The organism is Shimia sp. R9_1 (assembly GCF_017743775.1).
Classification (GTDB): domain Bacteria; phylum Pseudomonadota; class Alphaproteobacteria; order Rhodobacterales; family Rhodobacteraceae; genus Shimia.
In genome coordinates, this window is record NZ_JAGHRN010000002.1 from 509,041 (window position 1) to 533,285 (window position 24,245).

The 24,245-nt window shown below is 57.9% G+C and carries 22 protein-coding genes; 11 read left to right on the top strand and 11 right to left on the bottom strand.

Annotated features, from left to right (window positions below):
• The first annotated feature begins 1 nt into the window (after nucleotide 1).
• From J7399_RS08805 to J7399_RS08825, 5 genes are read left to right on the top strand one after another with little or no spacing between them, the layout of a single operon-like run.
• Nucleotides 2-1,081, top strand: coding sequence for a glycosyltransferase family 4 protein (locus J7399_RS08805; RefSeq protein WP_209085395.1), 1,080 nt, complete (start codon nucleotides 2-4; stop codon nucleotides 1,079-1,081).
• A complete protein-coding gene (locus tag J7399_RS08810; protein ID WP_209085398.1) occupies nucleotides 1,078-1,665 on the top strand; it encodes a histidine phosphatase family protein in 588 nt (195 codons plus the stop codon). Before J7399_RS08805 ends, J7399_RS08810 begins: the two co-directional genes overlap by 4 nt.
• Nucleotides 1,662-2,804 (top strand): glycosyltransferase, encoded by a 1,143-nt coding sequence (locus J7399_RS08815; RefSeq protein WP_209085400.1) that lies wholly within the window; start codon nucleotides 1,662-1,664, stop codon nucleotides 2,802-2,804. The genes J7399_RS08810 and J7399_RS08815 overlap by 4 nt, the downstream gene beginning before the upstream one ends.
• A complete protein-coding gene (locus J7399_RS08820; RefSeq protein ID WP_209085402.1) occupies nucleotides 2,801-3,556 on the top strand; it encodes a polysaccharide deacetylase family protein in 756 nt (251 codons plus the stop codon). Before J7399_RS08815 ends, J7399_RS08820 begins: the two co-directional genes overlap by 4 nt.
• Nucleotides 3,553-4,029 (top strand): class I SAM-dependent methyltransferase, encoded by a 477-nt coding sequence (locus tag J7399_RS08825; protein ID WP_209085403.1) that lies wholly within the window; start codon nucleotides 3,553-3,555, stop codon nucleotides 4,027-4,029. Before J7399_RS08820 ends, J7399_RS08825 begins: the two co-directional genes overlap by 4 nt.
• 33 nt (nucleotides 4,030-4,062) lie before the next feature.
• On the opposite strand, the gene J7399_RS08830 is transcribed toward J7399_RS08825, so the two are convergent.
• The 5 genes from J7399_RS08830 to J7399_RS08850 all read right to left on the bottom strand — a co-directional run bounded on the left by J7399_RS08830 (nucleotide 4,063) and on the right by J7399_RS08850 (nucleotide 10,027).
• Complete coding sequence (locus tag J7399_RS08830; RefSeq protein ID WP_209085405.1) at nucleotides 4,063-5,718, bottom strand: U32 family peptidase; 1,656 nt, start codon at nucleotides 5,716-5,718, stop codon at nucleotides 4,063-4,065.
• A gap of 134 nt (nucleotides 5,719-5,852) precedes the next feature.
• Nucleotides 5,853-6,599 (bottom strand): sulfite exporter TauE/SafE family protein, encoded by a 747-nt coding sequence (locus tag J7399_RS08835; RefSeq protein ID WP_209085407.1) that lies wholly within the window; start codon nucleotides 6,597-6,599, stop codon nucleotides 5,853-5,855.
• Nucleotides 6,600-6,637: 38 nt separating this feature from the next.
• A complete protein-coding gene (locus tag J7399_RS08840; RefSeq protein ID WP_209085408.1) occupies nucleotides 6,638-7,495 on the bottom strand; it encodes a 3-keto-5-aminohexanoate cleavage protein in 858 nt (285 codons plus the stop codon).
• 3 nt (nucleotides 7,496-7,498) lie between these two features.
• Entirely contained in the window at nucleotides 7,499-8,311 is an 813-nt protein-coding gene (locus J7399_RS08845; protein WP_247742814.1) for a TIGR03084 family metal-binding protein, read from the bottom strand.
• Between the two features lie 96 nt (nucleotides 8,312-8,407).
• Nucleotides 8,408-10,027, bottom strand: a complete 1,620-nt coding sequence (locus J7399_RS08850) for a carboxyl transferase domain-containing protein (protein WP_209085410.1) — start codon at nucleotides 10,025-10,027, stop codon at nucleotides 8,408-8,410.
• A gap of 135 nt (nucleotides 10,028-10,162) precedes the next feature.
• Here J7399_RS08850 and J7399_RS08855 point away from each other — a divergent pair, with 135 nt between their 5' ends.
• From J7399_RS08855 to J7399_RS08875, 5 genes are all read left to right on the top strand, one after another.
• Nucleotides 10,163-10,954 carry a PaaX family transcriptional regulator C-terminal domain-containing protein gene (locus tag J7399_RS08855; RefSeq protein ID WP_209085412.1) on the top strand — a complete coding sequence of 264 codons (792 nt, stop codon included), beginning with the start codon at nucleotides 10,163-10,165 and terminating at the stop codon, nucleotides 10,952-10,954.
• A 127-nt stretch (nucleotides 10,955-11,081) separates the two neighbouring features.
• Complete coding sequence (locus J7399_RS08860) at nucleotides 11,082-12,212, top strand: MlaE family lipid ABC transporter permease subunit (RefSeq protein ID WP_209085415.1); 1,131 nt, start codon at nucleotides 11,082-11,084, stop codon at nucleotides 12,210-12,212.
• On the top strand, nucleotides 12,209-13,024 hold the full coding sequence (locus J7399_RS08865) for an ATP-binding cassette domain-containing protein (RefSeq protein ID WP_209085417.1): 816 nt from the start codon (nucleotides 12,209-12,211) through the stop codon (nucleotides 13,022-13,024). The genes J7399_RS08860 and J7399_RS08865 overlap by 4 nt, the downstream gene beginning before the upstream one ends.
• A 6-nt stretch (nucleotides 13,025-13,030) precedes the next feature.
• Nucleotides 13,031-15,145 carry an MlaD family protein gene (locus tag J7399_RS08870; protein ID WP_209085418.1) on the top strand — a complete coding sequence of 705 codons (2,115 nt, stop codon included), beginning with the start codon at nucleotides 13,031-13,033 and terminating at the stop codon, nucleotides 15,143-15,145.
• The gene (locus tag J7399_RS08875) at nucleotides 15,142-15,807 is read left to right on the top strand and encodes an ABC-type transport auxiliary lipoprotein family protein (protein ID WP_209085419.1); all 666 of its coding nucleotides are present in this window, start codon (nucleotides 15,142-15,144) and stop codon (nucleotides 15,805-15,807) included. Before J7399_RS08870 ends, J7399_RS08875 begins: the two co-directional genes overlap by 4 nt.
• Before the next feature lie 64 nt (nucleotides 15,808-15,871).
• Here J7399_RS08875 and leuB read toward each other — a convergent pair whose 3' ends face one another.
• The 6 genes from leuB to leuC form a co-directional block, all read right to left on the bottom strand.
• Entirely contained in the window at nucleotides 15,872-16,975 is a 1,104-nt protein-coding gene (gene leuB, locus J7399_RS08880) for a 3-isopropylmalate dehydrogenase (protein WP_209058627.1), read from the bottom strand.
• 103 nt (nucleotides 16,976-17,078) lie between these two features.
• Nucleotides 17,079-18,077: an endonuclease/exonuclease/phosphatase family protein gene (locus J7399_RS08885; protein WP_247742815.1), complete on the bottom strand. Its 999-nt coding sequence runs from the start codon at nucleotides 18,075-18,077 to the stop codon at nucleotides 17,079-17,081.
• 26 nt (nucleotides 18,078-18,103) lie between these two features.
• Entirely contained in the window at nucleotides 18,104-18,853 is a 750-nt protein-coding gene (locus J7399_RS08890; protein WP_348539448.1) for a hypothetical protein, read from the bottom strand.
• Between the two features lie 468 nt (nucleotides 18,854-19,321).
• Nucleotides 19,322-19,888 carry a GNAT family N-acetyltransferase gene (locus J7399_RS08895; RefSeq protein WP_209085420.1) on the bottom strand — a complete coding sequence of 189 codons (567 nt, stop codon included), beginning with the start codon at nucleotides 19,886-19,888 and terminating at the stop codon, nucleotides 19,322-19,324.
• A gap of 63 nt (nucleotides 19,889-19,951) precedes the next feature.
• Complete coding sequence (leuD, locus tag J7399_RS08900) at nucleotides 19,952-20,557, bottom strand: 3-isopropylmalate dehydratase small subunit (protein WP_209085421.1); 606 nt, start codon at nucleotides 20,555-20,557, stop codon at nucleotides 19,952-19,954.
• A gap of 438 nt (nucleotides 20,558-20,995) precedes the next feature.
• Nucleotides 20,996-22,402 (bottom strand): 3-isopropylmalate dehydratase large subunit, encoded by a 1,407-nt coding sequence (gene leuC, locus J7399_RS08905; RefSeq protein WP_209058636.1) that lies wholly within the window; start codon nucleotides 22,400-22,402, stop codon nucleotides 20,996-20,998.
• A gap of 267 nt (nucleotides 22,403-22,669) precedes the next feature.
• Between leuC and J7399_RS08910 the strand changes: the two genes are divergently transcribed.
• Nucleotides 22,670-24,067: a mechanosensitive ion channel domain-containing protein gene (locus J7399_RS08910; RefSeq protein WP_209085422.1), complete on the top strand. Its 1,398-nt coding sequence runs from the start codon at nucleotides 22,670-22,672 to the stop codon at nucleotides 24,065-24,067.
• Nucleotides 24,068-24,245: the final 178 nt, after the last annotated feature.

Below are 24,245 nucleotides of genomic sequence, written 5' to 3' on the forward strand. Positions count from 1 at the left end.
GATGGGGCGGATTGCATTTTATGCGCCCTTAAAATCGCCAAACCATACGGTTTCGTCTGGTGAGCGCGAAATCGCACGCAACCTCATGCGGGTATTGAGCTCAGATAGCGCTCAGCCTGTGCTGGTGTCTGAGCTGCGCAGTTTGGACAAACAAGGGAGCGCCGCGTACCAATCGGTGTTGATCCAGCAGGCGCAAGAGGAAGCTGAAACCCTGATCACGCGCGGGCGTGGTGAAGGGTGGCAGGCTTGGGTGACCTATCACAATTACTACAAAGCGCCTGATCTGCTCGGCCCAACAGTCTCAAAGGCGCTTGGCATCCCTTACTTGCTGGTGGAGGCAACTCTTGCCAGCAAACGGTTGGGTGGGCCGTGGGATACTTTTGAGCGTGGGGCGATGGCCGCTTGCGAGGCCGCCGACGCTATTTTTTGTTTCACAGAGCGCGATGCCATGGCGTTGCGCGCCACATTAGGCGCTGAGAAACTCGTCGGCCTATCGCCGTTTCTGGCAATGGAGACATTGCCGGAGCCAGCAAGTGCGCAAACTCAGAACGTGTTCATCGCGGGCATGATGCGCGCGGGAGACAAGCTATCTTCTTATCAGATTGCGGCAGAAGCGCTCCGACACATAGGGGATGCCCCTTGGCAGTTAGAGATTGCCGGAGATGGGCCAATGCACAGCGAAGTTGCCAAGATGATGGCACCTTTTGGTGATCGCGTCCGCTTTTTGGGGGCGCTCGACGCGGCAGGTATGGTAGCAGCCTATGGGCGGGCAAAAACGTTCTTTTGGCCCGGCGTGAATGAAGCCTTTGGCATGGTTTATCTGGAAGCACAGGCGCATGGCGTGCCGGTGGTGGCGGAGGACCGTGCCGGCGTCAACGAAGTGGTCGAGGCAGGCGGATTGATTGCGCAGGGCGCACCAGAACAGCTTGCCGAAGCGCTTGGTCGCGCGCTCTACGATGATGCGCACCATAGGTTGCGATCTGAAGCGGCAAGGACTTTGGTGCAATCGCGGCATTTGCTCCCTGCAGCCAGAAATACGATCTGGGGTGCGTTGCATCCTCTGATGAAAGAGAGATCATGATCAGACTTGCGATGATGCGACATGGCCATACGGCTTGGAACCGGGCCCATCAAATTCAGGGGCGCACGGACATTCCATTGGATGATCAGGCGCGTGGGGATTTGTCGGAGTTTGCCCTGCCTGCCCCTTGGGGAGAGGCCGATCTTGTGTCCAGCCCGTTGGCCCGTGCGCGAGAAACGGCAGAGATTGTCGCTCGACGTTCCCCTGAAACAGTGGATGCGCTGACGGAGATGGACTGGGGCCAATGGGAAGGCAAGAAAGGTGTCGACCTGCAAGCCGATCCCAATAGCGGCTTTCGCGATATTGAGGCGTGGGGATGGGATTATCGCCCGCCAGAAGGGGAAAGCCCGCGTGAGGTTTGGGCGCGCATCGCGCCTTGGCTCTTTGCCCGCGAACGGGACACGCTGGCGGTTTGTCATATTGGTATCATGCGCATGATCTTGGCCAAAGCTCATGGCTGGAGCTTCGATGGTCCTGCCCCTTTCGCCGTGAAACGAAACCGACTTTTTGTGGTGGAACTTCAGGATGATATGATTAGGGTCGCAGACCCGGAGATAATTCGTTTGGAGAGGCGCAGCGTATGAAAGTACTGATCGTTGTTACCCACCTTTTAGGCACAGGGCATTTGTCTCGTGCCCTCAATCTGGCACGCGCCTTTGTGGCAGATGGGCATGATGCGGTTGTGCTTTCGGGAGGGCGTCCCGCGCCGCACCTCAACACCGATGATGTACCGTTGATCCAATTGCCTCCGGTGGCTTCTGACGGTGTGGAGTTCAAAAAATTATTGACTGATCAAAACCGGGTTGTTGACGGTGATTATCTGGAAGCGCGTCGCGCAATGGCGGTGAAAACCGTCAATGAGATGCAGCCCGATGTTGTGATAACAGAGTTGTATCCTTTTGGACGGCGCAGCTTGGCCAAGGAGTTTGTGGCTCTGCTCGAGGCGGCCCATGCGCTTAAAACGCGACCCGTTGTGCTGTCGTCGGTGCGCGATATTCTGGAGCCCCCCTCCAAGGTCAGCAAAGCCGGAGATACACGGGATCTGCTCAAGCAGTTTTATGACGGCGTGCTTGTGCATTCGGATGAAGAACTCACCACATTTGACGTGAGCTGGCCCGTTACCAATGATGTGCGAGCCATGTTGCACTATACGGGCTACGTTGCCCCAGCGGCACCGGTAGCAGTCGAGAATGGCCCTGGCGTCGGAGAGGTCATTGTCAGCACGGGCGGTGGCTCGGTTGGGGAAGAGCTTTATAGATGCGCCATAGCAGCTGCGAAACGCAGCCCGCTACGCTGGCGGCTGCTGGTGGGAGGTGCCGACAAGGACGCCCGAGTATCAGAACTGCAGGCGATCGCCAATGATCCCACCATCATCATCGAGCCGGTAAGCCCGGACTTTCGCCAGATGCTGTTGAACGCCGAAGCGACAGTCAGCATGTGCGGGTACAATACAGCGCTCGATGTTTTGCAGACAGGCGTACCCACGGTTTTCGTGCCGTTTTCTGATGCAGGCGAAGTGGAGCAGACACTGCGGGCCCGCGCGCTGGCCAGACAGCCGGGCATTGAAGTCTTAAGTTCCGTGGATCTAACCCCTGATAACCTGCTTTCTGAACTGAAGCGGGTGTTGGCGCATGGGAGACAGCCGCCGACCGATATGCGCATGGATGGAGCTGCAGGAAGCGTGCGTATCGCCCAGCAACTGCTCGCGGAGAAGCGCGGGTGAAGATTGACTGGGAGCCGCTCAGAGCAGAATTTCGGGAGTGGCGTGCTGCCGGGCTGACACTGCCGTTCTGGTGGCGTGACGATGATGCGGTGACACCGACCGATGCGTTGGACCACCTCGGAGCGCTGAGCGCTGCCGTCGAGGTGCCCGTGCATCTGGCAATCATTCCCGAGCAGGCAACTGTGGACTTGGCGCAGACACTCCGTGACACGTTCGTGCCGGTTGTGCATGGATGGGCGCATCTGAGCCATACTCCTGAGGGGATCAAGAACGCAGAGTTCGGCGCCGGCCGCCCGCCTGAGGTGGCGCAAGCGGATTTGGCTGCGGCGCTGGAGCAGATGACATCCCTGTTCGGAAACCGTTTGGCGATGATGTTTGTCCCGCCTTGGAACCGAATGGATGTGGCCTTGATGCCTGCTTTGGCCGCGCTCGGGTATGATGCTGTGTCCACCTATCAACCGCGCAATCAGTCCTTTGCAGCGCTCGGTCTGGAGCAAATCAACACCCATCTGGATCCGATTTATTGGCGGGGCACCAGAGGGTTGGTGGCGCCCGATGCTCTGATCGCACAGCTCATTGCCTTGCTGAAGGATCGGCGCGCTGGCCTCACAGACAATCACGAGCCCTTGGGATATTTGACCCACCATCTTGTGCATGACGACGATATCTGGAATTTTTCCGATCAGTTTTTGAAAGAGATTTGCGATGGGCCAGTGCAGCTCTATCGCCACGACCGAAAGGGCGAATTATGAGCCGATTGAACAGCATGATGCGCCGCTTGGCCGCTCAGGCGGATGGGCTGGAATGGGCTAACACCATGGTGGACAGCCTGAAGGGCGACTTTCTGGATATGGGCCTTGGCAACGGGCGCACCTATGACCACATCCGGGAAATCGCAGCGGACCGCCGCATCTGGGTGATCGATCGCGCGTTGAACTGTCACCCCTCCTGTGTGCCACCTGAGGAAGACTTTTTGCAGGGCGAAGCCGAAGAGATGCTCAACAAGATGGCAGCTGACGGAACCAAGATCGCTATGGCGCATTATGATTTTGGCTTTGGCGACAAGGTAAAAGACGTTGCCGAAGCTGCACGCCTCTCAGAACTGATCAAAAAAATCATGTTGCCGGGTGGAGTGCTTGTGTCCGGTCAACCTTTGATGGGCTTTGAGCAAGTGCGTGGTCCGACAACCGTCGCGCCTGAACGCTATTATTTCTATAGAACATAAAGAAAAGCCCGGTCAGTGACCGGGCTTTTTGCTTTACTCTGCTGCGGGCAGCTTCAGCTCTGTTGCCTCTGCGCGGCTGAGCATGGAACCCATCTTGCGCTCTTTTAGAACGTCGCGCGCTTTGGCATACATCGGGTCTTCCCAGAAGATCAGGCAGCCGTTGCACCCCTTGCCGCAGCATCCTTCTGTGCCTTTGCGGTTGGTCTTGAAGCGCTTGGTGTTGGTGTCAGCCTCAATCGCCTCCACCAGCGCATCACGGCGACGTTTATAAGCCGTTTCGTTGGTGGTGTCCTTCACCTCCATCGCCAGCGCCGTCTTATCAAGCTGAAGGCGTTTCCATTGCTCATCGGTCAAGGCGCGCTCTTTGCGGATGACTGTCATGGGCGGGAAGTTATTACGCAGATCTTTGAGGTCTTCATGCTCAAACAGGGAGAAGGGCATGCGGATTACGGTCTTGGTGGAGCCGTGAATGACGTCTTTTTTCTCACCGGTTGCAGCGACCTCATAGTCATAGGCACGAAGTAGAATTGTATTGCGGGCAACAGGGGAGACGATTTCCAACACGTCGCCCGGCTCGAGTTTGTTTTTGACTTCCACATGAAAGGCATCATCGACAACTTCGGTTACAAACCCCGCGTATTCCCAATGGGCAATTGCTTGGGTTTGCTCATAACCGTGGGCGAGATTGGTCAGGCGGCCCTTGTGGAAAGCCAGCGTGTAGCCGCGGTTGCCCACAGTCTCCAACTCGCTCATGTAGTCCGATGCGTCCCAATTTTCCGGATCTGCGTAGTAATCATCAATCGCCATGCGGTAGGCGCGCGCAACGATGGCGGCGTAGTATTCTGATTTACCGCGCCCTTCGACTTTGAGGCTGTCCACGCCAATGCGCAGATAATCATCCAGCTTGGGCAGCAGGCACAGATCTTTTGAGTTGAGGATGTAGCTGCCGCGCTCATCTTCCTGAATGGGGAGGAACTCGCCGGGCCGTACGCCTTCTTCGAGCAGGAACTCAAACATGTGGATGTTGTCTTCGTCCACGATCAATTCCTGCACGGTGCCGTCTTTCAGGCGCATGTGGAATTTGTAGTTCCAGCGGCAGGAGTTGGCACAGTTACCTTGGTTGGCACCGCGCTCTGCCATGAAGTTGGACAGCAGGCAGCGACCGGAATAGGTCATGCACATAGCACCGTGGACAAAGGCTTCGAGCTTGATGTCAGGGCATTTTTCGCGAATCTCTTCTAGTTCCGGGAAGCTGACTTCGCGCGCCAGCACAACAAGATCGGCGCCTTGGGACTGCCAAAACTGCGTGGTCAGCCAGCTTGCGATATTGGCTTGCGTGGAGACATGCAGCGGGATCTCCGGCGCCCGTTCACGGACGTATTGGAATACGCCGGGGTCGGAGATGATCAACCCGTCGGGGTTCACTTTACGCACTGTGTCGATGTATTCATCGAGTTTCGGGATATCTTTGTTATGGCTGAACAAATTCAGAGTCAGATAAGCCCGACGCCCGTGCTCATGGCAGAATTTTACGCCTTCGATCACGTCTTCTAGTGAGAACTCAGACTTCGTCCGAAGGCTCATGTCTGGCGTGCCGAGATAAACGGCATCCGCACCATAAAGGACGGCCATTTTGAGTTTACGGAGGTTGCCGGCTGGCATCAAAAGTTCGGATCTATGTTGGGTCATCGCGCGCGCTTTCCTGATCAGGGTGGCGTCATACACCGTTCCCCGTTTCGGGGCAAATGGGGATGAAAAGATGTATCTGCAATACGTCTGTTGTGTCGCGGTATCGCGACGGTGCGGAATTTCGGCGCGCTACTCTAGAAAAATGCACCCACCCCGCCCCAGATGAGGCGCGATGCGAGCAACACGAGGATCACGTTGAGCATGCGATGAAAGCCGTGGTCGCTCATCTTGCCGAGCACCTGTTTGCCGACCCAAGTGCCCAAGGCACCTGACGCGATCAGACCTGCAATCAACAGCGCCCATTCCGTAAAGGCGAACCCCAAGAGGCCGAACATCGCGACCTTGAGGCCGTGCTGCACAGTCATCATTGCGGCTTGTAGGGCCACATGCTTGTGGCGATCGAGTTGCAAGGTTTTGACATAGCCTGCCACAAATGGACCGGTCGCGCCAAAGAACATCGTCAGGAAGCTGGACAGAAGCCCTGTGATCAGGGGCCAGCGGGAGAGCCATTTGGGAGGTTTGGCAAAAACCACCCAGAGGATGAAGAGGCCGACGACGGATTGAACAAGCCAGCCCGGCAAGCTGACCACAACGCTACCGCCGATGGCGACGCCCGCGACGGAACCGATGACAAAGGCAGGTAGGGCTTTCCAAAGCACATAGCGCAGGAACATCAGCGCACGGATTGCGTTGGAGCCGAGTTGCACAACACCGTGCACAGGGATGATTGCGGCGGGTGGCAATAAGATTGCGCAAGCCCCCAGAAAGGCGACGCCCCCGCCAATGCCAAACGCAGCCGTGATGAAAGATCCCGCGAAACTCGTCAGCAGCAGTGCGATGGCGGCAGCTTGGGCAAGGTCTGGCGGCAGAAAGTCGATCATCCGGTCACTATGGCGGGAAAGAGAACAGGATCAAGCGCCTAGGATATCCCCAAAATGGTGCGTGCCTCCTCCGGTGACGCAATCGCCCGACCTGCATTGCGCGCGCAGGTCGCAAGCGCTTCGATCAGTTGGCCATTGGAGCGCGTTTTCTCACCATCGGGCAGGTAAAAAGTGTCCTCAACGCCGGTGCGCAGCATCCCGCCCAGATCTGCTGCCTTCTGGTGGGTTTCCCAGATCTCAGCGCGGCCGATCAGTGTTGCCTGCCAATTGCTGCCTTCAATGAGGTAGGGCAGCAGAAACTCCAAAAGCACTGGGCTGACTGGCATGCCGGAGGCGACGCCCATCACGAGGTTGTACTGCGCGCGTTTGGTCATGCCGTTGGCAACATACATGGCAACGGAGCGCGCAATGCCAGTGTCAAAACACTCAAATTCCGGCAGGGTGCCCGTCTCAGCCATCACGTCCAGATGATCCTGAATTTTGTCAGGGGTGTTTTCAAACAGCATCGGCGGCCAGGCCCAATTCCCGTTTGCCCGCAGTTTCAGGTAGTTGAGCGAGCCTGCGTTGCAGGCGGCGATCTCCGGTTTCAGGGCGCGTAGAACATTGAGAGGGCCGGAGTAGTCTGGCCCGATTGCGCCAGTGGTCGCGTTGATCAGGATACCCGGACAGGCATCGCGGATCGCGCCTACAATTTCCGCTGCCACCTGGGGATCCCAGCTTGGCAAATGACCTTTGCCCGGCTCTTGTTGCCGGAAATGGATGTGAATCACACTTGCGCCCGCATCCATGGCTTCTCTCGCGGAGGCGGCACATTGTGCCGGGGTGACGGGCACGGGGTGCTTTGCCGGGTCGGTTAGCACGCCATTCAGCGCGCAGGTGAGGATCGCCTTATCCATGGATCACCCGTGATCTGTGGCGCTCAGGCGGTGACGGCTGCCCGGCGCAGGAGGTGTTTCCGGCGGACCTGCAAAGCATTGCGCGTTGGCCATCCATGTCTGTGCTACGTTGCCGGTGGCAATTAATGAGGTATCGGCAAAAGCCCGAGTTTGTGTGACAACTGCAGCGAAGTCGACCGCCGGCCCGCTGATGGTGTTTTCGGTATCTTCACCAAAGGACCAGACGTCCCCGGACGGAGCGGTGAGAGAGAGCGTTGGCATGGCCTCAGGTATCGGCAGGCTGTGAACCTGATGGGACCAGCCGAATGTGTTGACCCCAAGCACAATGATGTTTTTGATCCGGTCCGCCTCAGTGCGGGTTGTGCCAAGCAGGTCAAAAATCTCAAAGCCATGCGCCCAGGTTTCCATCTGGCGCGCGGTGATCGAGGAGCGCGCGGACATGGAGGGTCCCACCCAGCTGAGCCGCGCTTTGGGATCCATGTCGCGCCAGCGGGGCGCCATATCACGCACTTTGTTGATCCAAAGGCTCCGCAAAGCGGTTCCGCGTTCGGTGATCGCCGCATTTTCCGCGCCGCGCATCGAGCCGGTGTCTTCGAGTGAGGCCATGACGGCACCAATTTGTTTTTGCAGCGCGATCTCATCGGTGGCGGAAAGATCAGCGGCGATGTTCCAGAAATGCAGATGCACAAGAACATCTTCGATGCTCCAGTCTTTGAACTGGGTTGTCATGCGCAACTCCGCATCGCTCAGGTCTGCGATGGCGGCGTGTAGCGTTTCGGATTCGGTGAGGAAGTCGTCAGCTTGGGTCAGGGTCATAAGCGGTCCTTCACGGTGGGGTTTCGCGCGGAGTCGATGCGCGGCTGAGCATCTTGATGTGGTGTTCGGACTGGGCCGAGGTCGGGGCAGGGATCGTCACATCCGCGCCACACCAAAGCTGTTGGGGTTGAGTTTGCGGCGTCGCGCCTCCGCCACGGTGTCCAGGCAGAAGGCGATCACCTTGCGGCTTTCGCGGGGATCGATCACGCCATGGTCAAGGACCTTTCCGGAGGTGAAGAAAGGGGAGCTCTGCGCATCGAAGAGATGTTCGATGGCCGCTTCCTGCTTCGTGATATGCGCCTCATCAAGTTCCACACCCTTGCGGGCAGCACCAGCACGCGCCACGAGCGACATGGTTTTGGCGGCCTGCGCCCCGCCCATGACGCCGGAGCGCGAGGTGGGCCAAGAGAACAGGAAATCAGGTTGATAGGCGATACCGCACATGCCGTAGTTGCCCGCTCCAAACGAGGCGCCGCAGTAGAGCGTGATTTTGGGCACGCGGGCATTGCTGACCGCCTGGATCATTTTAGAGCCATGTTTGATCATTCCCGCCTGCTCATAGGCGGTGCCGACCATGTAGCCTGTGGTGTTGTTTAAAAACACAAGCGGCGTACCGGCCTGATCGCAGGCTTGTATGAAGTGGGTCGCCTTATTGGCACCCGCCGGATCAATGGGGCCGTTGTTGGCAATGATACCGACTGTATGGCCATGAATCTGAGCTTGGATACAGAGTGTGGCAGCGCCAAAGCCGGATTTGAATTCGTCAAAATCTGAGCCATCTACCAATCGAGCAACAAGTTCATGTGCATCATAAGGGGTGGTCCAGTCAGCCGGGACAACGCCCGCAATTTCGTCAGTATCATAGCGAGGGGCGTCAAAACTGCGGATATCAGGCATCTGCAAGTCTCGGTTCCAATCGAGCCGGGATATCACCCGACGGGCCAAAGCGATGGCGTGAACGTCATCTTCGGCCAGATACTCGACGAGGCCAGAGGTAGTTGCATGCATTTCCGCTCCGCCCAGATCTGCGTCCTTGGCGACTTCGCCCGTTGCGGCATTTACCAAAGCCGCGCCCGCCAGCGCCGCCATCCCGTTTTTCTTCACGCCGATCACATAGTCAGAGAGTCCCGGCATATAGGCGCCACCAGCAGTGGAAGGCCCATGCAGCACAGCAATGGTGGGCAGGCCTGCGGCAGAAAGGCGGGCAAGGTTGCGAAAGACACCGCCACCCAGAGCCCAATCTTCCACCCGGTAGTTCATCAGGTTTGCCCCTGCGCTTTCGACCAGATGCACAAATGGCAGCTTTTGGCGCAAGGCGATGTCTTGCGCAGACAGGATGGCCTGCAAAGACATTGGGGAAAGTGCGCCTGCGTTGATACCGCTGTCGTCCACCACAACCATGCAGCGCACACCTGAGACAAAGCCGATCCCCATCAAAAAGGTCGCGCCGGGCAGGGAGGTGTCGGGATCGTCGGTGTCTTGGAGATAGCCCGCAAGGCTGTGTAGGCGCAGAAACGCCATGCCAGGGTCCAGCAGGCGTCCAAGTCGTTCGCGCGGGGTGATCTGCCCACGTGCGGCGAAACGTTCCCGGCGTTGTTCGGATTTATCAGCGGTCCGCTTCTCCAGGGCGCGCAGGTCATCGACCGCCGACAACATAGCGGCGCGGTTCGCGGCAAACTCCGGTGAGTCTGGCGTGATGGATGTGCTCCTCCACATGGGGGGCTCCTCCTCCTGAAGCGGTCCCTATTCCACCTCAGCATGGGCCGGGTCGCTACGCGCATCAAGGGAGAGTGCATGTGACGCAACGTGCCCCGCTTGTTGTTGCGCTGCAGCAAGCGTAAACTGGTGGTTATGCAACAGGTTGATCTGCAAGAAGATATCAAGGCGGTGCGCGACTGTGGTCCGATCAAGGTTTGGTCGGTGGTCGTGACCATTTTGGGTGACCTTCTGCAGGATGAAGAGAGCTGGGTTTCCGGGCCGGTTCTGGATGCATTGGTGCGGCCGCTTGGGATCAACAATCAGGCGCTGCGCGTGGCGTTGCACCGGCTCCGGCGGGACGGGTGGGTGATTACCGAAAAGCGCGGACGTATGTCTGCGCATCGTCTGTCTGCAGAAGGATGGGCCGCGACGGAGCGCGCACGTCCACAGGTTTACGGTGCCAAGGGAAATGCCGCTGCGACCGTGAGTTTGTTGATCGGAGAGCCATCCTTAACCGTTGCGGAGTTTGAGGCGCTTTTGCCTGCGGGTGCGGTGCCACTGTCGACCCGCAGCGCTTTGGTGAGCGGTCTATCGGAGACCCCGCAGGGCTGCCTGCTGAGCGCCTTTGCGCCAAGTGATATGCCAGAGTGGGTTACGGAGACCGTCGCGCCACAGGTGATGCGCGCGGAATATGATGAACTCGCGTCCGTCGTGGAAAGAGTGCTTGCCCATCCGGTGCCTGAAGATCTGTTTGACCGTACGAGCCTGAGGCTTGTGGTGCTGCATCACTGGCGGCGCCTGTGTTTGAGGCACGGGGCGGTGCAGGATCTGGTGTTGCCAAGGGATTGGGAAGGCGCGCGCGCGCGGCAGATGGTCCTGCGGGCATTTCAGCATTTGCCACGCCCAAAGATTGACGCTCTGGAGCAACGGGTGCCGCTGCGATAGCCCTTGGGGTTTAAAGCGCTGAGGCGGTTTGATAAAGGTGGCGGGACGCAAGACGACTCCACGCATTTGGGACCAAAATGACCGGGACGAAAGTGGCGTATGCCTCAAGCCAGATGGTGTTGGTTTCATGACCAACAAGCGCCCCAACCTGCACGTCGAAGCGACGGGTAACGAGACGGTTGTACGTCTGTCCGGTGCGCTTCTGACCGAACATCTTGCAGAGATGGAGCGACCTTTTGCACAGGTTTCGGCAAATGCGGGCACGGTGCGGGTCGATCTTTCTGATCTCACGGCGATGGACACAGGTGGCGCCTGGATGGTCACGCATTTGCGCGACCGGCTAAGCCGTGCGGGAGCGGAAGTTGCCATTGATGGTGGTGCGCAGGATCAACTGGCACTGATCCGCACGGTTTCCGCTGCGGCTCCGGATGAAGAGGTGCAAGACGCCGCCGCGCATTCAGCCTGGGCTTGGCTGGAGGAGTGGGGCAAGTCTTTGGTCGGGGGCTATCACAACGCTCTCTCATTGATCAGTTTTCTGGGGCAAACACTCGCGGCATTGACGCGCGAACTGTCTCGTCCGCACAAGCTGCGCTGGGCGTCACTCGTGACCCATATGCAGGACACCGGATTCAACGCCGTGCCCATCATCGGGCTTATGGGCTTTCTGATCGGTGTGGTTTTGGCCTTTCAGGGGGCCACACAATTGCAGCGCTTTGGCGCGGAAGTCTTTGTTGTTGAATTGATCTCGATTTCCGTGCTCCGGGAACTGGGGATCCTGCTCACCGCGATCATTGTCGCTGGTCGTTCAGGATCGGCTTTCACGGCCTCGGTGGGATCCATGAAAGTGCAGCAGGAAATTGACGCGATGCAGACGCTTGGGCTTGATCCAGTGCGTGTGCTGGTGGTGCCGCGGGTTCTGGCACTCCTGATCATGCTGCCATTGCTGGGCTTTGTGGCCAATCTGTTTGGCCTCTTTGGCGGCGCTCTCATGAGCTGGATCAACCTTGGTGTCAGCCCGGGCATGTTTGTCACCCGGCTGTATGAGAACACGGATGTAAGCCACCTTTTGGTCGGCATGGTGAAAGCACCATTCTTTGCGCTGGTGATCGGCGTTGTGGCCTGTTGGCAGGCCTTTCAAGTGAAAAGCAGCTCTACCAGCGTTGGGCAGCGCACGACTTCGAGCGTGGTACAAAGCATCTTTTTGGTGATCGCGCTGGATGCTCTGTTTTCTATCTTCTTCGCGGAGCTTGGCATATGAACTTGGTGGGGACGCAGCCCGCAGACGCTGCCACAGAAGAGCGTGAAGCGGTCATCAAGGTGCGCGGTTTGCGCAATCAGTTTGGCAAGCAGGTGGTGCATGACAATCTGGAACTGGATGTCTGGCGGGGCGAAGTGCTGGGTATCGTTGGAGGGTCCGGCACCGGTAAATCCGTATTGCTGCGCACGATTGTTGGGCTGAACCGTCCGGCGGCTGGCCGCATCGAGGTGCTTGGCACCGATGTGCTGCACGCCCCTGAGGCCGAACGACGCAAGGTTGAGACCCGCTGGGGAGTCGCCTTTCAGGACGGCGCGCTGTTTTCCAGCCTCACCGTTCTTCAAAACGTTATGGCCCCGATGCGTGAGCACCTTAAACTCTCCCAAAACCTGATGAAGGATCTCGGCGCGCTAAAGATCGGGCTGGTAGGGCTGCCGCATTTTGCCTGTGAGAAGCTGCCAAGCGAGCTGTCAGGCGGGATGCGCAAACGGGCCGCTTTGGCGCGGGCCTTGGCACTTGATCCGCAGATCGTGTTCTTGGATGAACCGACGGCGGGTCTCGATCCAATCGGGGCGGCGGCCTACGACGATTTGATTGGGGAATTGCAGCGCGCGCTTGGTATCACCGTGTTTATGGTGACCCACGATCTGGACAGCCTTTATGCCATCTGTGACCGAATTGCCGTATTGGCAGAGAAGCGCGTGCTGGTAGAAGGGCCGATTGAGACCATGACAGATGTCGATCATCCCTGGGTTCAGGAATATTTTACGGGACCACGCGCGCGTGCGGCACAGGTCAAAGGCAGTAGGAGTTAAGGGCAGATGGAGACACGGGCAAACTACCTCCTGATTGGGGTGTTCGCGCTGGTCGGTTTGATCGGCTCTTTCCTGTTTGTGTTCTGGCTCGCCAAAGTCGATCTGGAGCGGCAGTACGCATATTATGACGTTCTTTTTGACAATGTGTCGGGCCTCGGGATGGCGGGCGGCGTCCGCTATAATGGCTTGCCGGTTGGGCAGGTTGTGATGTTGGAGCTCGACGACGAAGATCCCTCGCGGGTGCGCGTGCGCATTGAAGTTGGCGCGGACACCCCCGTGAAGACCGACACGATTGCGAAGCTTCAGGGGCAGGGCGTGACGGGGGTGAGCTTTGTGGCGCTTTCCGGTGGCACACCCGAGGCGCAGGCCTTGCCCCAGTTTGGCGAAATTCCAACGGAAGCAAGTGCTTTGCAATCCGTTGTGGAAAGCGCGCCGGAGCTGATGGGAAAGGCCATCGAGCTACTGGAGCGGCTGCAATCGGTCGTGAGTGATGAGAACACCGAGGCCGTGACATCGCTGCTTGAGAACCTGTCAAGCGCGTCAGGGCGGCTTGATCGCACGCTGTCTGAGTTTGAAACCCTGTCGACGGATGTAGGAAGTGCCGCGCGTGAGATTGCGGCCTTCACTGGTCGACTTGAGCAACTCTCGGACACGGCAGAGGAAACCTTGGAAGAGGCCACCACAACGCTTGGCAGCATTCGCGTGGCCGCTGATCGCACCGAAGGCACATTGCGCAACGCAGAAAGCGCCTTTGGCACGGCGGATGCGCTGATGAAAGATCAGTTGAGTGATTTCATCACCCGCGGTGCGGACGCTGCCGCCGCCCTTGAAGGCGTTGTTACGGTGCTTGAGCCTTCCGCGCTGGCCACGCTGCAATCTGCACGCAATCTGGTTGAAGAACGCCTTCCTGCACTGGTGCAGCAGGTGCAGGACACCGCCTCAGTACTCGAAACACAGGTGGCTCAGGTGGGGCAAGACGCCTCAAACCTGATGAGCCGCTACGAAGAAGTGGGCAGCAGCATCAAGGCACGGGTCGATCAATCTGAAAGCGCGATTGCGGCCTTTGAGACCGCGACCAACACAGCAAGGGATACGCTGAGTTCTGTGCGTGTGACCTCAGATACCGCCAACGAGGTGCTGAGCACAGATATCAAACCGCTTGCTAATGAGGCGACGGAAACGCTCAGTTCGGTGCGTTCACTGACTGACACCAAGCTGCCGCCCCTGTTGGATCAGGCCAATGAGACATTGGTTGTGATTGAAACCGGCGTGTCTTCGATTTCCACAGAAGGTGCTCTGTTGATTGCCGAGGCCACTGCACGCCTAACTCAGGCGCAGTCGACTTTGGCCAATCTGGATGAGGCGCTGGATTTGTCAGACGAAATGCTGCGCTCGGTTGATGCAACCGCAGACAGCGTCACAACTTTGGTTGAAGGGGACGGGGCCGCCTTTGTCGCCGAGGCGCGCGCGGCAGCGACCAGCGCGCGTGATGCGCTCGATATCATTCGAACAACTGTGGACACAGAACTCCCTGATCTCGTTGCCGATATCAGCGCGGCGGCAAAATCTGCCAACACGATGATTGGCAACATCGACGCGCTTGCGGTGGGGGCCGCCGGTGATCTCGATACATTGTCAGAGCAGGGCAGTGCGGCGCTGCTTGCGGCCACAGACACATTTGCACGCTCCAATGTGACACTTGCCGCAATCACTGAAGCGATGGAAACAGCGGATGATACACTGGGCACCGCCCGGGAGACATTCACCGGTGTGAACCGCATTCTCGATGAAGAGATCTCTGGCATTCTCACAAATATCAGCGGCGCTGTTTCCGCCGTGTCCGGCACGGTCAATGGTGTGACAGACGACATTGACCGCGCCGCCGATGAGGTGCTTGCCGCCTCGCAATCCGCCTCAGCCCTGTTGGGCCGTCTGGACGGTATCGTTGCGCAAAACGAGCGTCAGGTGACGGAGTTCTTCCGCATCGGTCTGCCGCAGGCCACCCGTTTCGTGGAAGAAGCGCGGTTTCTCATAAACAACATGGACCGGTTGGTTGAGCTGATCAGGCGTGATCCAGCTCGGTTCCTTCTGGGCACTCAAGGATCGGAGTTTCGTCGATGATGCGACTGGTATGGGTAGGCATGATGCTAGGCGCGGTGGCGCTTTCTGGGTGCACCGGGATTGAGACCCTTAATCGTGCCACGACACCAACTGACCTTTATACGCTGACACCCAAAAGCACCTTTGCCTCTGGGCTGCCGCGTATTCGCCAGCAAATCGTCGTGGAAGAACCGACAGCTTCGTCTGCGGTGAACACCGATCAGATTGCGGTGCAGCCGACACCTTATCAGATCGAATATTTGCCCCGTGCCCGCTGGGTCGACCGCGCACCGGTGATTGTGCAGAACTTGCTGGTGGAAAGCTATGAAAACAGTGGCAAAGTCCGCTCGGTTGGCCGTTCAAGCGTTGGCTTGCGCCCGGACTATGTGATTGTAACCGACCTGCGCGAATTTCAGGCGCGACTGCCCGTTGTTGAGGTTGAAGGCACCGAAGCCCTCAAGATCGATGTGCGCCTAAACCTGAAAATTGTGGACTCGTTTAACAACCAGATCATCGACTCAAAGTCGTTTGAAGCTGTGGTGCAGACGGCTAGTGATGAGATCGAGGATGTCATTCTGGCGTTTGACACAGCCCTCGGGCGCACAATGCGCAATTCCGTGGAGTGGAGCGTCCGCTCGATTTACAGCCACGCGCAAAAGAACCCGCGACCCGCGTTGCAATAAGCAAACGCTCAAAGAAAAAGGCGCCCGATGAGGCGCCTTTTGTTTTGGTTATGAAAGCCCGCGATCAGAGGCTGGCGTCCAGGGCCGCGAGCAGGGCGTCGCCCATCTCGGAGGTGGAGACCGGTGTCTCACCTTCGGACTGCATCAGATCTGCGGTGCGCACGCCGTCTGCCAGAACTTTCTCAACAGCGGCTTCCAGACGATCCGCTTCGGCACCTTCATTGAAGGAATAGCGCAGCGCCATCGCGAAGGAGAGCACACAGGCGCATGGGTTCGCTTTGCCTTGGCCCGCGATGTCCGGTGCGGAGCCGTGTACCGGCTCATAGAGCGCTTTCGGGCGGCCATTGGCCATCGGTGCGCCAAGGGACGCAGAGGGCAGCATACCCAGAGAGCCGGTCAGCATCGCCGCACAGTCAGACAGGATGTCGCCAAACAGGTTGTCGGTGTAGATCACATCAAACTGTTTGGGCGCGCGCACCAGCTGCATTGCGCCGTTGTCGGCATACATGTGGGACAGTTCTACCTCTGGGTAGTCTTTGGCAACTTCGTTCACCACTTCGCGCCACAGGATGCCGCTTTCCATCACGTTGGCTTTTTCCATGGAGCACAGACGCTTGTCGCGCACCATCGCCAGCTCAAACGCTGCGCGCGCGCCACGCTCGATTTCGCTTTCGGTGTAACGCTGGGTGTTGATGCCCACACGCTCGTTACCTTCTTCAAAGATGCCGCGTGGCTCGCCAAAGTACACACCGCCGGTCAGCTCGCGCACGATCATGATGTCCAGGCCGGACACGATGTCGGTCTTCAGCGAGGAGAAGTCTGCCAGCGCGTCAAAACACTGTGCCGGGCGCAGGTTGGCGAAGAGGTCCATCTCTTTGCGCAGACGCAGCAGGCCGCGCTCCGGCTTTACGGAGAAGTCCAAATCGTCGTATTTCGGGCCGCCCACAGCACCCAGCAGTACCGCGTCCACCTCTTGGGCTTTCGCCATGGTGTCGTCATGCAGCGGTACACCGTGTTTGTCGTATGCTGCGCCGCCCACGAGGTCTTCGCTCACGTCAAATTTCAGACCGCGCTTGTCGCCAAACCAGCCGATAACGCGCTGTACTTCGGTCATGACTTCGGGGCCGATGCCGTCGCCGGCGAGGATGAGAAGCGAAGGGTTGCTCATGGGTGTCGTCCTTGATCCTTTGGGTTCGCTACGGGTTAGCGAGACAGGCGCAAAAGATCAAGAAACAAGGGGCTTGAATGCGCTGGAATGCTTGAGAAACCGATCAATATCGGATGTTGGCCCAAACGATATGGTGACGGCTGGCCGGTGTGGTCTTGTGTTCCAGAAGCGCAGCGTCCGGATCAGGTGGTTTGGGCCAGAACACACCTGCGCGCTCCACTGTGATGTTTGCCGAAGGCAGGAGGTAGTCGACCCGCAGGTCTCCGGGTATCGGTTCCTTCCAGTCAACGGTTGGGCCAGCATCTGAAAGCGGGTCTTGCAGTCGGGGATCCGCAAGCAAGTCTGTAATTACATGGCGCCGCCCCTCTCCAGAGTGCGGATCAAGGTTTGCGCCGCCCATGATGACGAAAGGGGGCTTAGGGGCAGGGCCGAGCTTTCCATCCAACAGATGGTGCCACAGACGGACTTCATCGGCATTGCGCAGCCCGTTTCGATCTTCCGGCCCATCAAAGACTGGTGGTCCGGCAGCAAAGAGCATCAGCGCGAGCGTGCCGTTTGGCGGTGTCACCTGCAGTGACCAGTGACCAACGGTGGAAAGCCGTTGGATCGCCTGCGCCTCCTGCGAAGGAAACGGGCTATCGTCCACTCTTGGCAGTTGTGCCTCTGGCAAGTCATGCCACAAAAGCTCACTGAAATCTCGCACCTCTCCAAAGGGCCAGCGCGAGAGGACAGCCATGCCTGATGCCCCCTGAAACAGTCCAAATCCCTGTGCGTCCTCTGCATCGTGCAGATAGCCATCACCGTTCATGTCCAACCCCGTGGGTATGCCGGTGTTTGGCTTGAGCGCAAAGAGGTGGGGATAGGTCAGGCCCGCCTCGGTAAAGCGATCGCGCAGCGCCTTTAGTCCCAGCAGGTCCGCATCATAATCCACGCCTTGCAGAAACAGGATATCTGGTGCGATGTGTGCGACCACTTGGGTGATGGCCTGCGTTTGATCGTCGTTGCGCAGAATGTCGCGTAGCATGAGGCCGGGGCCTTTGCGCGAAAGCTCCACGTCATAGGTCGCAACACGAATGGTTTCACCCCAGACTGGGGTGCACAACAGGCCGATTATCCAAAGTGTTTGGATCAGGCGGTGGAGGAAACCTGAGATTGCTGTGCGTGCGCGCTGCGAGAGGCCGCATAAGCGCGACGGCGGTTCTCGTTGATCAAGGTCGCAACACGGGTCATGGCCATGCCGCGCATGATCATGCTGGCGGGTACAAATGCCCATGCGCTGATTGTCCAGATCATTGTCTTTGGGTCGCTCAGATAAATCGGGTCAATCAAATCCGACATCATCTGAATGATCGCCGGAATTAAGAATGGCATAAGAAACCCTAACGCAATGTTAAGGCGGCCATCGCGTTGCAAACGGGGCATCACATCTCCGCCCGCTGTCGGGTCGAACAATGGCAGGTTGACCCAGACGTTGAAGGCGCCATTGCGCGCGGGCCATCCCAGAATGCGCAGATAGAAGAAGAACACCACCAAAGTGATCAGTGAGATCAGGTAAGACAGGCCTGACGCAGTGCGGACCTGATGCACCAATTCCGCTGAGGCATTGTTTGGCAGCATGATCACCATCAGTCGCACTGGCGAATATGGGAAATCAATTGCGTCGCCCACAATGATCCCAAGAGCGTGCAGAAAGGCGGTGAATGCATTCGGGGCGACTTCGCCACGGGCAATCACAGAGAGTGCAAAAACTGTGAAGAAGATCGCCAGGAAACGGAGCCTGTTAAATGGCGGTGCATAGCGAAACTCAATGATGGAGGGCGCGCTGGATACATATTCGATGAACACAAGGCAGCCAGAAAACAACGCAAAGAGCATCATGATCTGAACCGCGTCAGAGCTGATCGATGGTAAGATTATCGCTGGCAAAGCAAACAGCAACGCAACCAAGCCTGCGCGTGTGCCCGCTCCTATTATTCTGCCTATCACTGCCGTAGTACCCTTCAACCGGACGCCGCGATACATTGCCGCGAACTTATCCCGTCTTTATCCGCACTTAATGGCGGTTTGCCCCATTTCCGCCACAATTTGACGCCGGAATTTGGCGCGGCTCAAGGATTTGTTTGAGAAATGATTAAGATTGGTCGGTGCTCAGGGCCATGTGATGCCCGAATGCATCAATAACGGCCTTAAAAGGCGGTGTTTTGGCGCAGTTCGTCGGATAGGCTACTCTGGCGTCGGATAACGCACTGAGAATCAACAGAGATATTTTCGCGCGGGAGGGGTTGCCACAATTGTGCCGCAATTGCGGTTTGCGCTATCAGCTTTGGCGAGAGCCGCCTTAGTCGTTCAGTCAACCCATGGGATGCTTGGGTTCTTCAGCTGCCAAAACGCGCACTCTTCGTGGCGTTGTCTGGCGGGGGCCCAGACGTGTTCAACGCCAACGGGCTCCATGCCAAGTTTCTCAAGAAGTCTGAGGGAGGCGTGGTTTTGCACCTGCGCCCCCGCGCGCATTGTATCCAGCCCGAGAGTGCCAAACCCGAAGTCCAGCGCGCCGCGTGACACTTCAAGCGCATAACCTTGTCGTTGGTAGGCTTCGCCAATCCAATAGCCAAATTCCCCGAATTTGGCGCCCGTCTTTTGAGAGGCGTTGGAAAGGTCGATCTTGAGCCAGCCAATAAGCGCGCAGGTTTCCTTATCGATCACGACAGACGCGAAAGTGCTGCCTGACTTTGAGGCCTCAATGGCGCCCTTCAGAAGCGCACGCGCGTCCTCAGCAGTCAGTGATGTTGGCCATGCGGCCACCCACTGGCTGATCGAGGGTGTCATTAGCTGCACAAGGGCGGCTGCGTCCTCCAGCTCGCAACTGCGGACCAGCAAACGTTCGGTTTCAAATGACCGCTTGGTCAGATCCATCACATCCCTCAAGAAAAAAGCGCCGCCCGGGTGGGGCAGCGCCTGAAGTGCGTCAGCGAAGGGTTAGACCCAAGGGCGCTCCGCCCCCGCTTTGGCCTCATATGCGTCGATCGAGGCTTCTTTCTCCATGGTCAGACCAATGTCATCCAGACCATTGAGCAGGCAGTGCTTTTTGAACGCATCCACCTCGAACTTGATCACGTCGCCATCCGAGGTTGTGATCTCCTGAGCTTCCAGATCCACGGTCATGCGGGCGTTTTCACCCTTCTCCGCGTCGGCCATCAGCACGTCGACCTGCTCTTGTGGCAGAACGATCGGCAGCATGCCGTTCTTGAAGCTGTTGTTGAAGAAGATGTCAGCAAAGGAAGTGGACACAATCACCTTGATGCCGAAATCGTCCAGCGCCCACGGCGCGTGTTCACGCGAAGAACCGCAGCCAAAGTTGTCACCCGCGATTAGGATCTGCGCGCTGCGGTATTGTGGTTTGTTCAGCACGAAATCTGGGATTTCTGTGCCGTCGCGGTTGTAGCGCATCTCATCAAAGAGGTTCTTGCCAAAGCCCGTGCGTTCGATGGACTTCAGGAAGACCTTGGGGATGATCATGTCTGTGTCGATGTTCACCAGCGGCATAGGCGCGGCGATACCGGAGAAAGTTTCGAACTTTTTCATTCTATCGTCCTTTCAGAGCGATTCAAAAACGAGAACACCCAACGGTCGCGCCGACCATCGGGTGTTCGATAGAGATATAAGCTTTGACAGCTTGCGTTACGCAATCACGGTCGCGGTGATGGCCCAGAGGCCCATCAGGCTGGCAAAAGCTAAGATAGTCGGCAATACAACACGGATCATTTTCAGTCTCCTTTCCTGCGCAAAGCGGGGTGCTCTGCGCGGTGCGCGCCGCGACATTCTGCCGCGGCTTCAACTGAGATGGGGGCACGGACAGCCCAGAGAAAGGGGCCGCGCCTACACAGTTGGTCACCATAGGATCAAAGGATGTGAACATGACGTTGCGTGTTGCCTGGTTGAAGAAACTGGGTTGATGCCCCTCATAGCCCTGACGTGTGGGGCGCCAAAGCAGCGCCCGACAGGCCTATGAGAGGATCCGCCTTACATCAGTTCCCGGATGTCCGTCAGCTTGCCGGTGATCGCAGCGGCAGCAGCCATGGCAGGCGACACAAGGTGTGTGCGGCCTTTGTAGCCCTGGCGGCCTTCGAAGTTCCGGTTGGACGTCGAGGCGCAGCGTTCGTTTTCCGACAGCTGGTCAGGGTTCATCGCCAGACACATGGAGCAGCCCGCAAGACGCCATTCAAAGCCGGCGTCCTTGAAGATGTCTGCCAGACCTTCTTCTTCCGCCTGCGCCCGAACAAGACCGGAGCCCGGAACGATCATCGCCCGCATGCCCTCTTTGATCTTCTTGCCTTTGACCACTTCAGCCACGGCGCGCATGTCTTCGATACGACCGTTGGTGCAGGAGCCGATGAAGACTGTGTCGATCTCGATGTCGGTCAGCTTCTGGCCAGGGGTCAGCCCCATGTACTCGATGGAGCGACGTGCCGCTTCAATCTTGCCGCCTTCAAAGTCTTCAGGTGCAGGCACAACACCGGTGATCGGCAGAACATCCTCAGGGCTGGTACCCCAGGTGACAACCGGCTGGATGTCTTCGCCCTTCAGGGTGACGACCTTGTCAAAATGCGCACCCTCATCGGTGTAGAGCGTACGCCAATAGGCCTCGGCCTGCTCCCATGCTGCGCCTTTTGGCGCGTGCGGACGGCCTTTGCAGTAATCAAAGGTGGTCTGGTCAGGAGCGATCAGGCCAGCACGTGCGCCGCCTTCAATCGCCATGTTACAGACGGTCATGCGGCCTTCCATGGACAGCGACTGGATCGCCTCCCCACAGTATTCGATCACATAGCCGGTGCCACCGCCGGTGCCTGTGGCGCCGATGATGGCCAGCGTCACGTCCTTGGCGGTCACGCCCGGGTTCAGCTTGCCGGTGATCTCCACCTTCATGTTCTTGGACTTTTTCTGGATCAGCGTCTGGGTGGCCAGCACGTGCTCCACCTCGGATGTACCGATACCATGGGCCAGCGACCCAAATGCGCCGTGGGTCGCGGTGTGGCTGTCGCCGCAAACCACGGTCATGCCCGGCAGGGTCCAGCCGTTTTCCGGGCCAACGATGTGCACGATGCCCTGACGCACGTCAGACACCGGATAGTAGTGCACGCCAAATTCCTTGGCGTTCTTGTCGAGCGCGGCCACCTGAATGCGGCTTTCCTCGGTCATCTGTTCCGGGTTTTCACGTCCCTTGGTGGTTGGCACGTTGTGATCCGGCACAGCGATGGTTTTCTCCGGTGCACGCACTTTGCGGCCGGTCATGCGCAAGCCCTCAAAGGCCTGCGGGCTGGTCACTTCGTGAACGAGGTGACGGTCAATATAAAGCAAGCTGGTGCCGTCTTCGGCTTCGTGTGCCACATGGGCATCCCAGATCTTGTCATAAAGCGTTTTGGGGGACATGGGTCCTCTCCATTCTGATTGTGTAGCTGAAACTTTGGCTGTCAAACAGGCGCGCAAACGCACGCCGCACCTTCATAGGGCGGCGATGACGGATTTGGACTGACCAAAGAAACGCCAAGGCAAAAAGGCGCGGTCGTCGATGTCATAGATGCGTTTCATGCCACCCATCTATACCTGCCAAAAGATTCCTTCAAGCAGAAGCCGCCCAAGGATGCGCTGTGCAGTCTGCGCGTTGCTGCAAGCGGTTTGGCGTGCAAGACTGGTTTTATGGAAGAAGAGACCATCTCAGGCCCGACTGACAGCGCAGCGCCTTCCGAATTGGATCGCATCGCGGCAGCAGATCGCGCCGTGCACCATCCCGAAACCATCAGCCAAAGCGGCGACGCAGCCGAGACCACGGAAATTGCCTTGGGCATCTGGGATCAGGTGGTGGCTTTTGCCGAAACCCTGTTACGGCCCTGGGCGGCCTATCAGGTGTTGATCACCTTGATCTTGATGGTGATCGCAGCGGCTTTGGCGATGATCTTCAAACCCAGACTCTATGACTGGCTCAAGACACGCGAAGGCTGGCCCAAATGGCGCTATCGCTACGCCATGATGGTGCATCGCCGTATGGCGCTGATCTTCTTCACTATTTTGATCTGGTTCACGGTTTGGGTGATGCGCGCGGTGACATGGCCAAGCCGGTCTTATCTCTTGGTCGAGCTCGCCAATCTGGCACTTGCCTTCCTGTTTGTGGTGGTGGTTTTGCGGGTTGTGCACAACACCACACTGCGGGCGGTTTTGCGATATGGCGCTTGGATCTGGGTGACGCTCATCCTGACAGGCCTGCGCGATGATGCGGTTGAGCTGATGGACAGCATGTCGCTCACCTTTGGTGAAACCCGCGTGTCTCTTTGGATGATGGCGCAGGCGATCCTGATGTTGGCCGCAACCTTTGTGCTGGCCCGCCTTGCTGCGCGTCAGGTGGACAGCCGGCTGAGCCGCAGCGAAGACATCTCCCCCTCCATGCGTGTGCTGTTTGGCAAGCTATTGCAGGTCTTTCTTTATACTGCGGCCTTCTTTGTTGGGCTGAGAATCATCGGCTTTGATCTGCGTGGCCTTGCCTTTCTCACCGGGTTTGTCGGTGTTGGTCTGGGTTTTGGCCTGCAAAAAGTGGTGTCCAATCTCGTCTCAGGCCTCATCATCCTGATGGACAAATCCATCAAGCCCGGCGACGTGATCTCGCTGGGGGAAACCTTCGGTTGGATCAACTCTCTGGGTGCGCGCTATGTGAGTGTGGTCACCCGCGATGGACGAGAATTTCTCATCCCCAACGAGGATTTGATCACCAATCAGGTGGTGAACTGGTCCCATTCTGACACATTTGTGCGGCTCGATATCTATTTTGGCACCGCCTATGGCGATGATCCGCATCTGGTGCGCAAAGTGGCTGTGGAAGCAGCCAAATCCGTGGGTCGCGTGCTGACCTATCCCAACACCCCTGTGTGCCACATCGTGGGTTTTGGGGACAGCAGTGTGGATTACATTTTGCGGTTTTGGATCAAGGACCCCACCGGCGGGCTGACCAATATTCGCGGCAATGTCTATCTCGCGCTCTGGGATGCCTTCAAAGAGCACGGCATTTCGCTTCCCTTCCCTCAACGTGAGGTGCGACTGTTGTAAGATAGCACGGCAGATGGGGATCTCGCCAATCCAGCTTCTCATTCTTAAAGTATCCCGGGGGAAGCTTGCGCAACGCGCAAGCTGGGGGCTGGCCCCCTCCCTCACCGGCTGATTTTCCCAGAAAACTTCCCGAAACCGCAGCGTTTCTGCGCCAATTGGTCCATGCGCGCCAAATCTT

Coding starts and splice junctions, on each gene's coding strand:
- J7399_RS08805 (WP_209085395.1), top strand. CDS start 2: ATGGGGCGGATTGCATTTTATGCGCCCTTAAAATCGCCAAACCATACG.
- J7399_RS08810 (WP_209085398.1), top strand. CDS start 1,078: ATGATCAGACTTGCGATGATGCGACATGGCCATACGGCTTGGAACCGG.
- J7399_RS08815 (WP_209085400.1), top strand. CDS start 1,662: ATGAAAGTACTGATCGTTGTTACCCACCTTTTAGGCACAGGGCATTTG.
- J7399_RS08825 (WP_209085403.1), top strand. CDS start 3,553: ATGAGCCGATTGAACAGCATGATGCGCCGCTTGGCCGCTCAGGCGGAT.
- J7399_RS08830 (WP_209085405.1), bottom strand. CDS start 5,718: ATGACCCAACATAGATCCGAACTTTTGATGCCAGCCGGCAACCTCCGT.
- J7399_RS08835 (WP_209085407.1), bottom strand. CDS start 6,599: ATGATCGACTTTCTGCCGCCAGACCTTGCCCAAGCTGCCGCCATCGCA.
- J7399_RS08840 (WP_209085408.1), bottom strand. CDS start 7,495: ATGGATAAGGCGATCCTCACCTGCGCGCTGAATGGCGTGCTAACCGAC.
- J7399_RS08845 (WP_247742814.1), bottom strand. CDS start 8,311: ATGACCCTGACCCAAGCTGACGACTTCCTCACCGAATCCGAAACGCTA.
- J7399_RS08850 (WP_209085410.1), bottom strand. CDS start 10,027: ATGTGGAGGAGCACATCCATCACGCCAGACTCACCGGAGTTTGCCGCG.
- J7399_RS08855 (WP_209085412.1), top strand. CDS start 10,163: ATGCAACAGGTTGATCTGCAAGAAGATATCAAGGCGGTGCGCGACTGT.
- J7399_RS08860 (WP_209085415.1), top strand. CDS start 11,082: ATGACCAACAAGCGCCCCAACCTGCACGTCGAAGCGACGGGTAACGAG.
- J7399_RS08865 (WP_209085417.1), top strand. CDS start 12,209: ATGAACTTGGTGGGGACGCAGCCCGCAGACGCTGCCACAGAAGAGCGT.
- J7399_RS08870 (WP_209085418.1), top strand. CDS start 13,031: ATGGAGACACGGGCAAACTACCTCCTGATTGGGGTGTTCGCGCTGGTC.
- J7399_RS08875 (WP_209085419.1), top strand. CDS start 15,142: ATGATGCGACTGGTATGGGTAGGCATGATGCTAGGCGCGGTGGCGCTT.
- leuB (WP_209058627.1), bottom strand. CDS start 16,975: ATGAGCAACCCTTCGCTTCTCATCCTCGCCGGCGACGGCATCGGCCCC.
- J7399_RS08890 (WP_348539448.1), bottom strand. CDS start 18,853: ATGATGCTCTTTGCGTTGTTTTCTGGCTGCCTTGTGTTCATCGAATAT.
- J7399_RS08895 (WP_209085420.1), bottom strand. CDS start 19,888: ATGGATCTGACCAAGCGGTCATTTGAAACCGAACGTTTGCTGGTCCGC.
- leuD (WP_209085421.1), bottom strand. CDS start 20,557: ATGAAAAAGTTCGAAACTTTCTCCGGTATCGCCGCGCCTATGCCGCTG.
- leuC (WP_209058636.1), bottom strand. CDS start 22,402: ATGTCCCCCAAAACGCTTTATGACAAGATCTGGGATGCCCATGTGGCA.
- J7399_RS08910 (WP_209085422.1), top strand. CDS start 22,670: ATGGAAGAAGAGACCATCTCAGGCCCGACTGACAGCGCAGCGCCTTCC.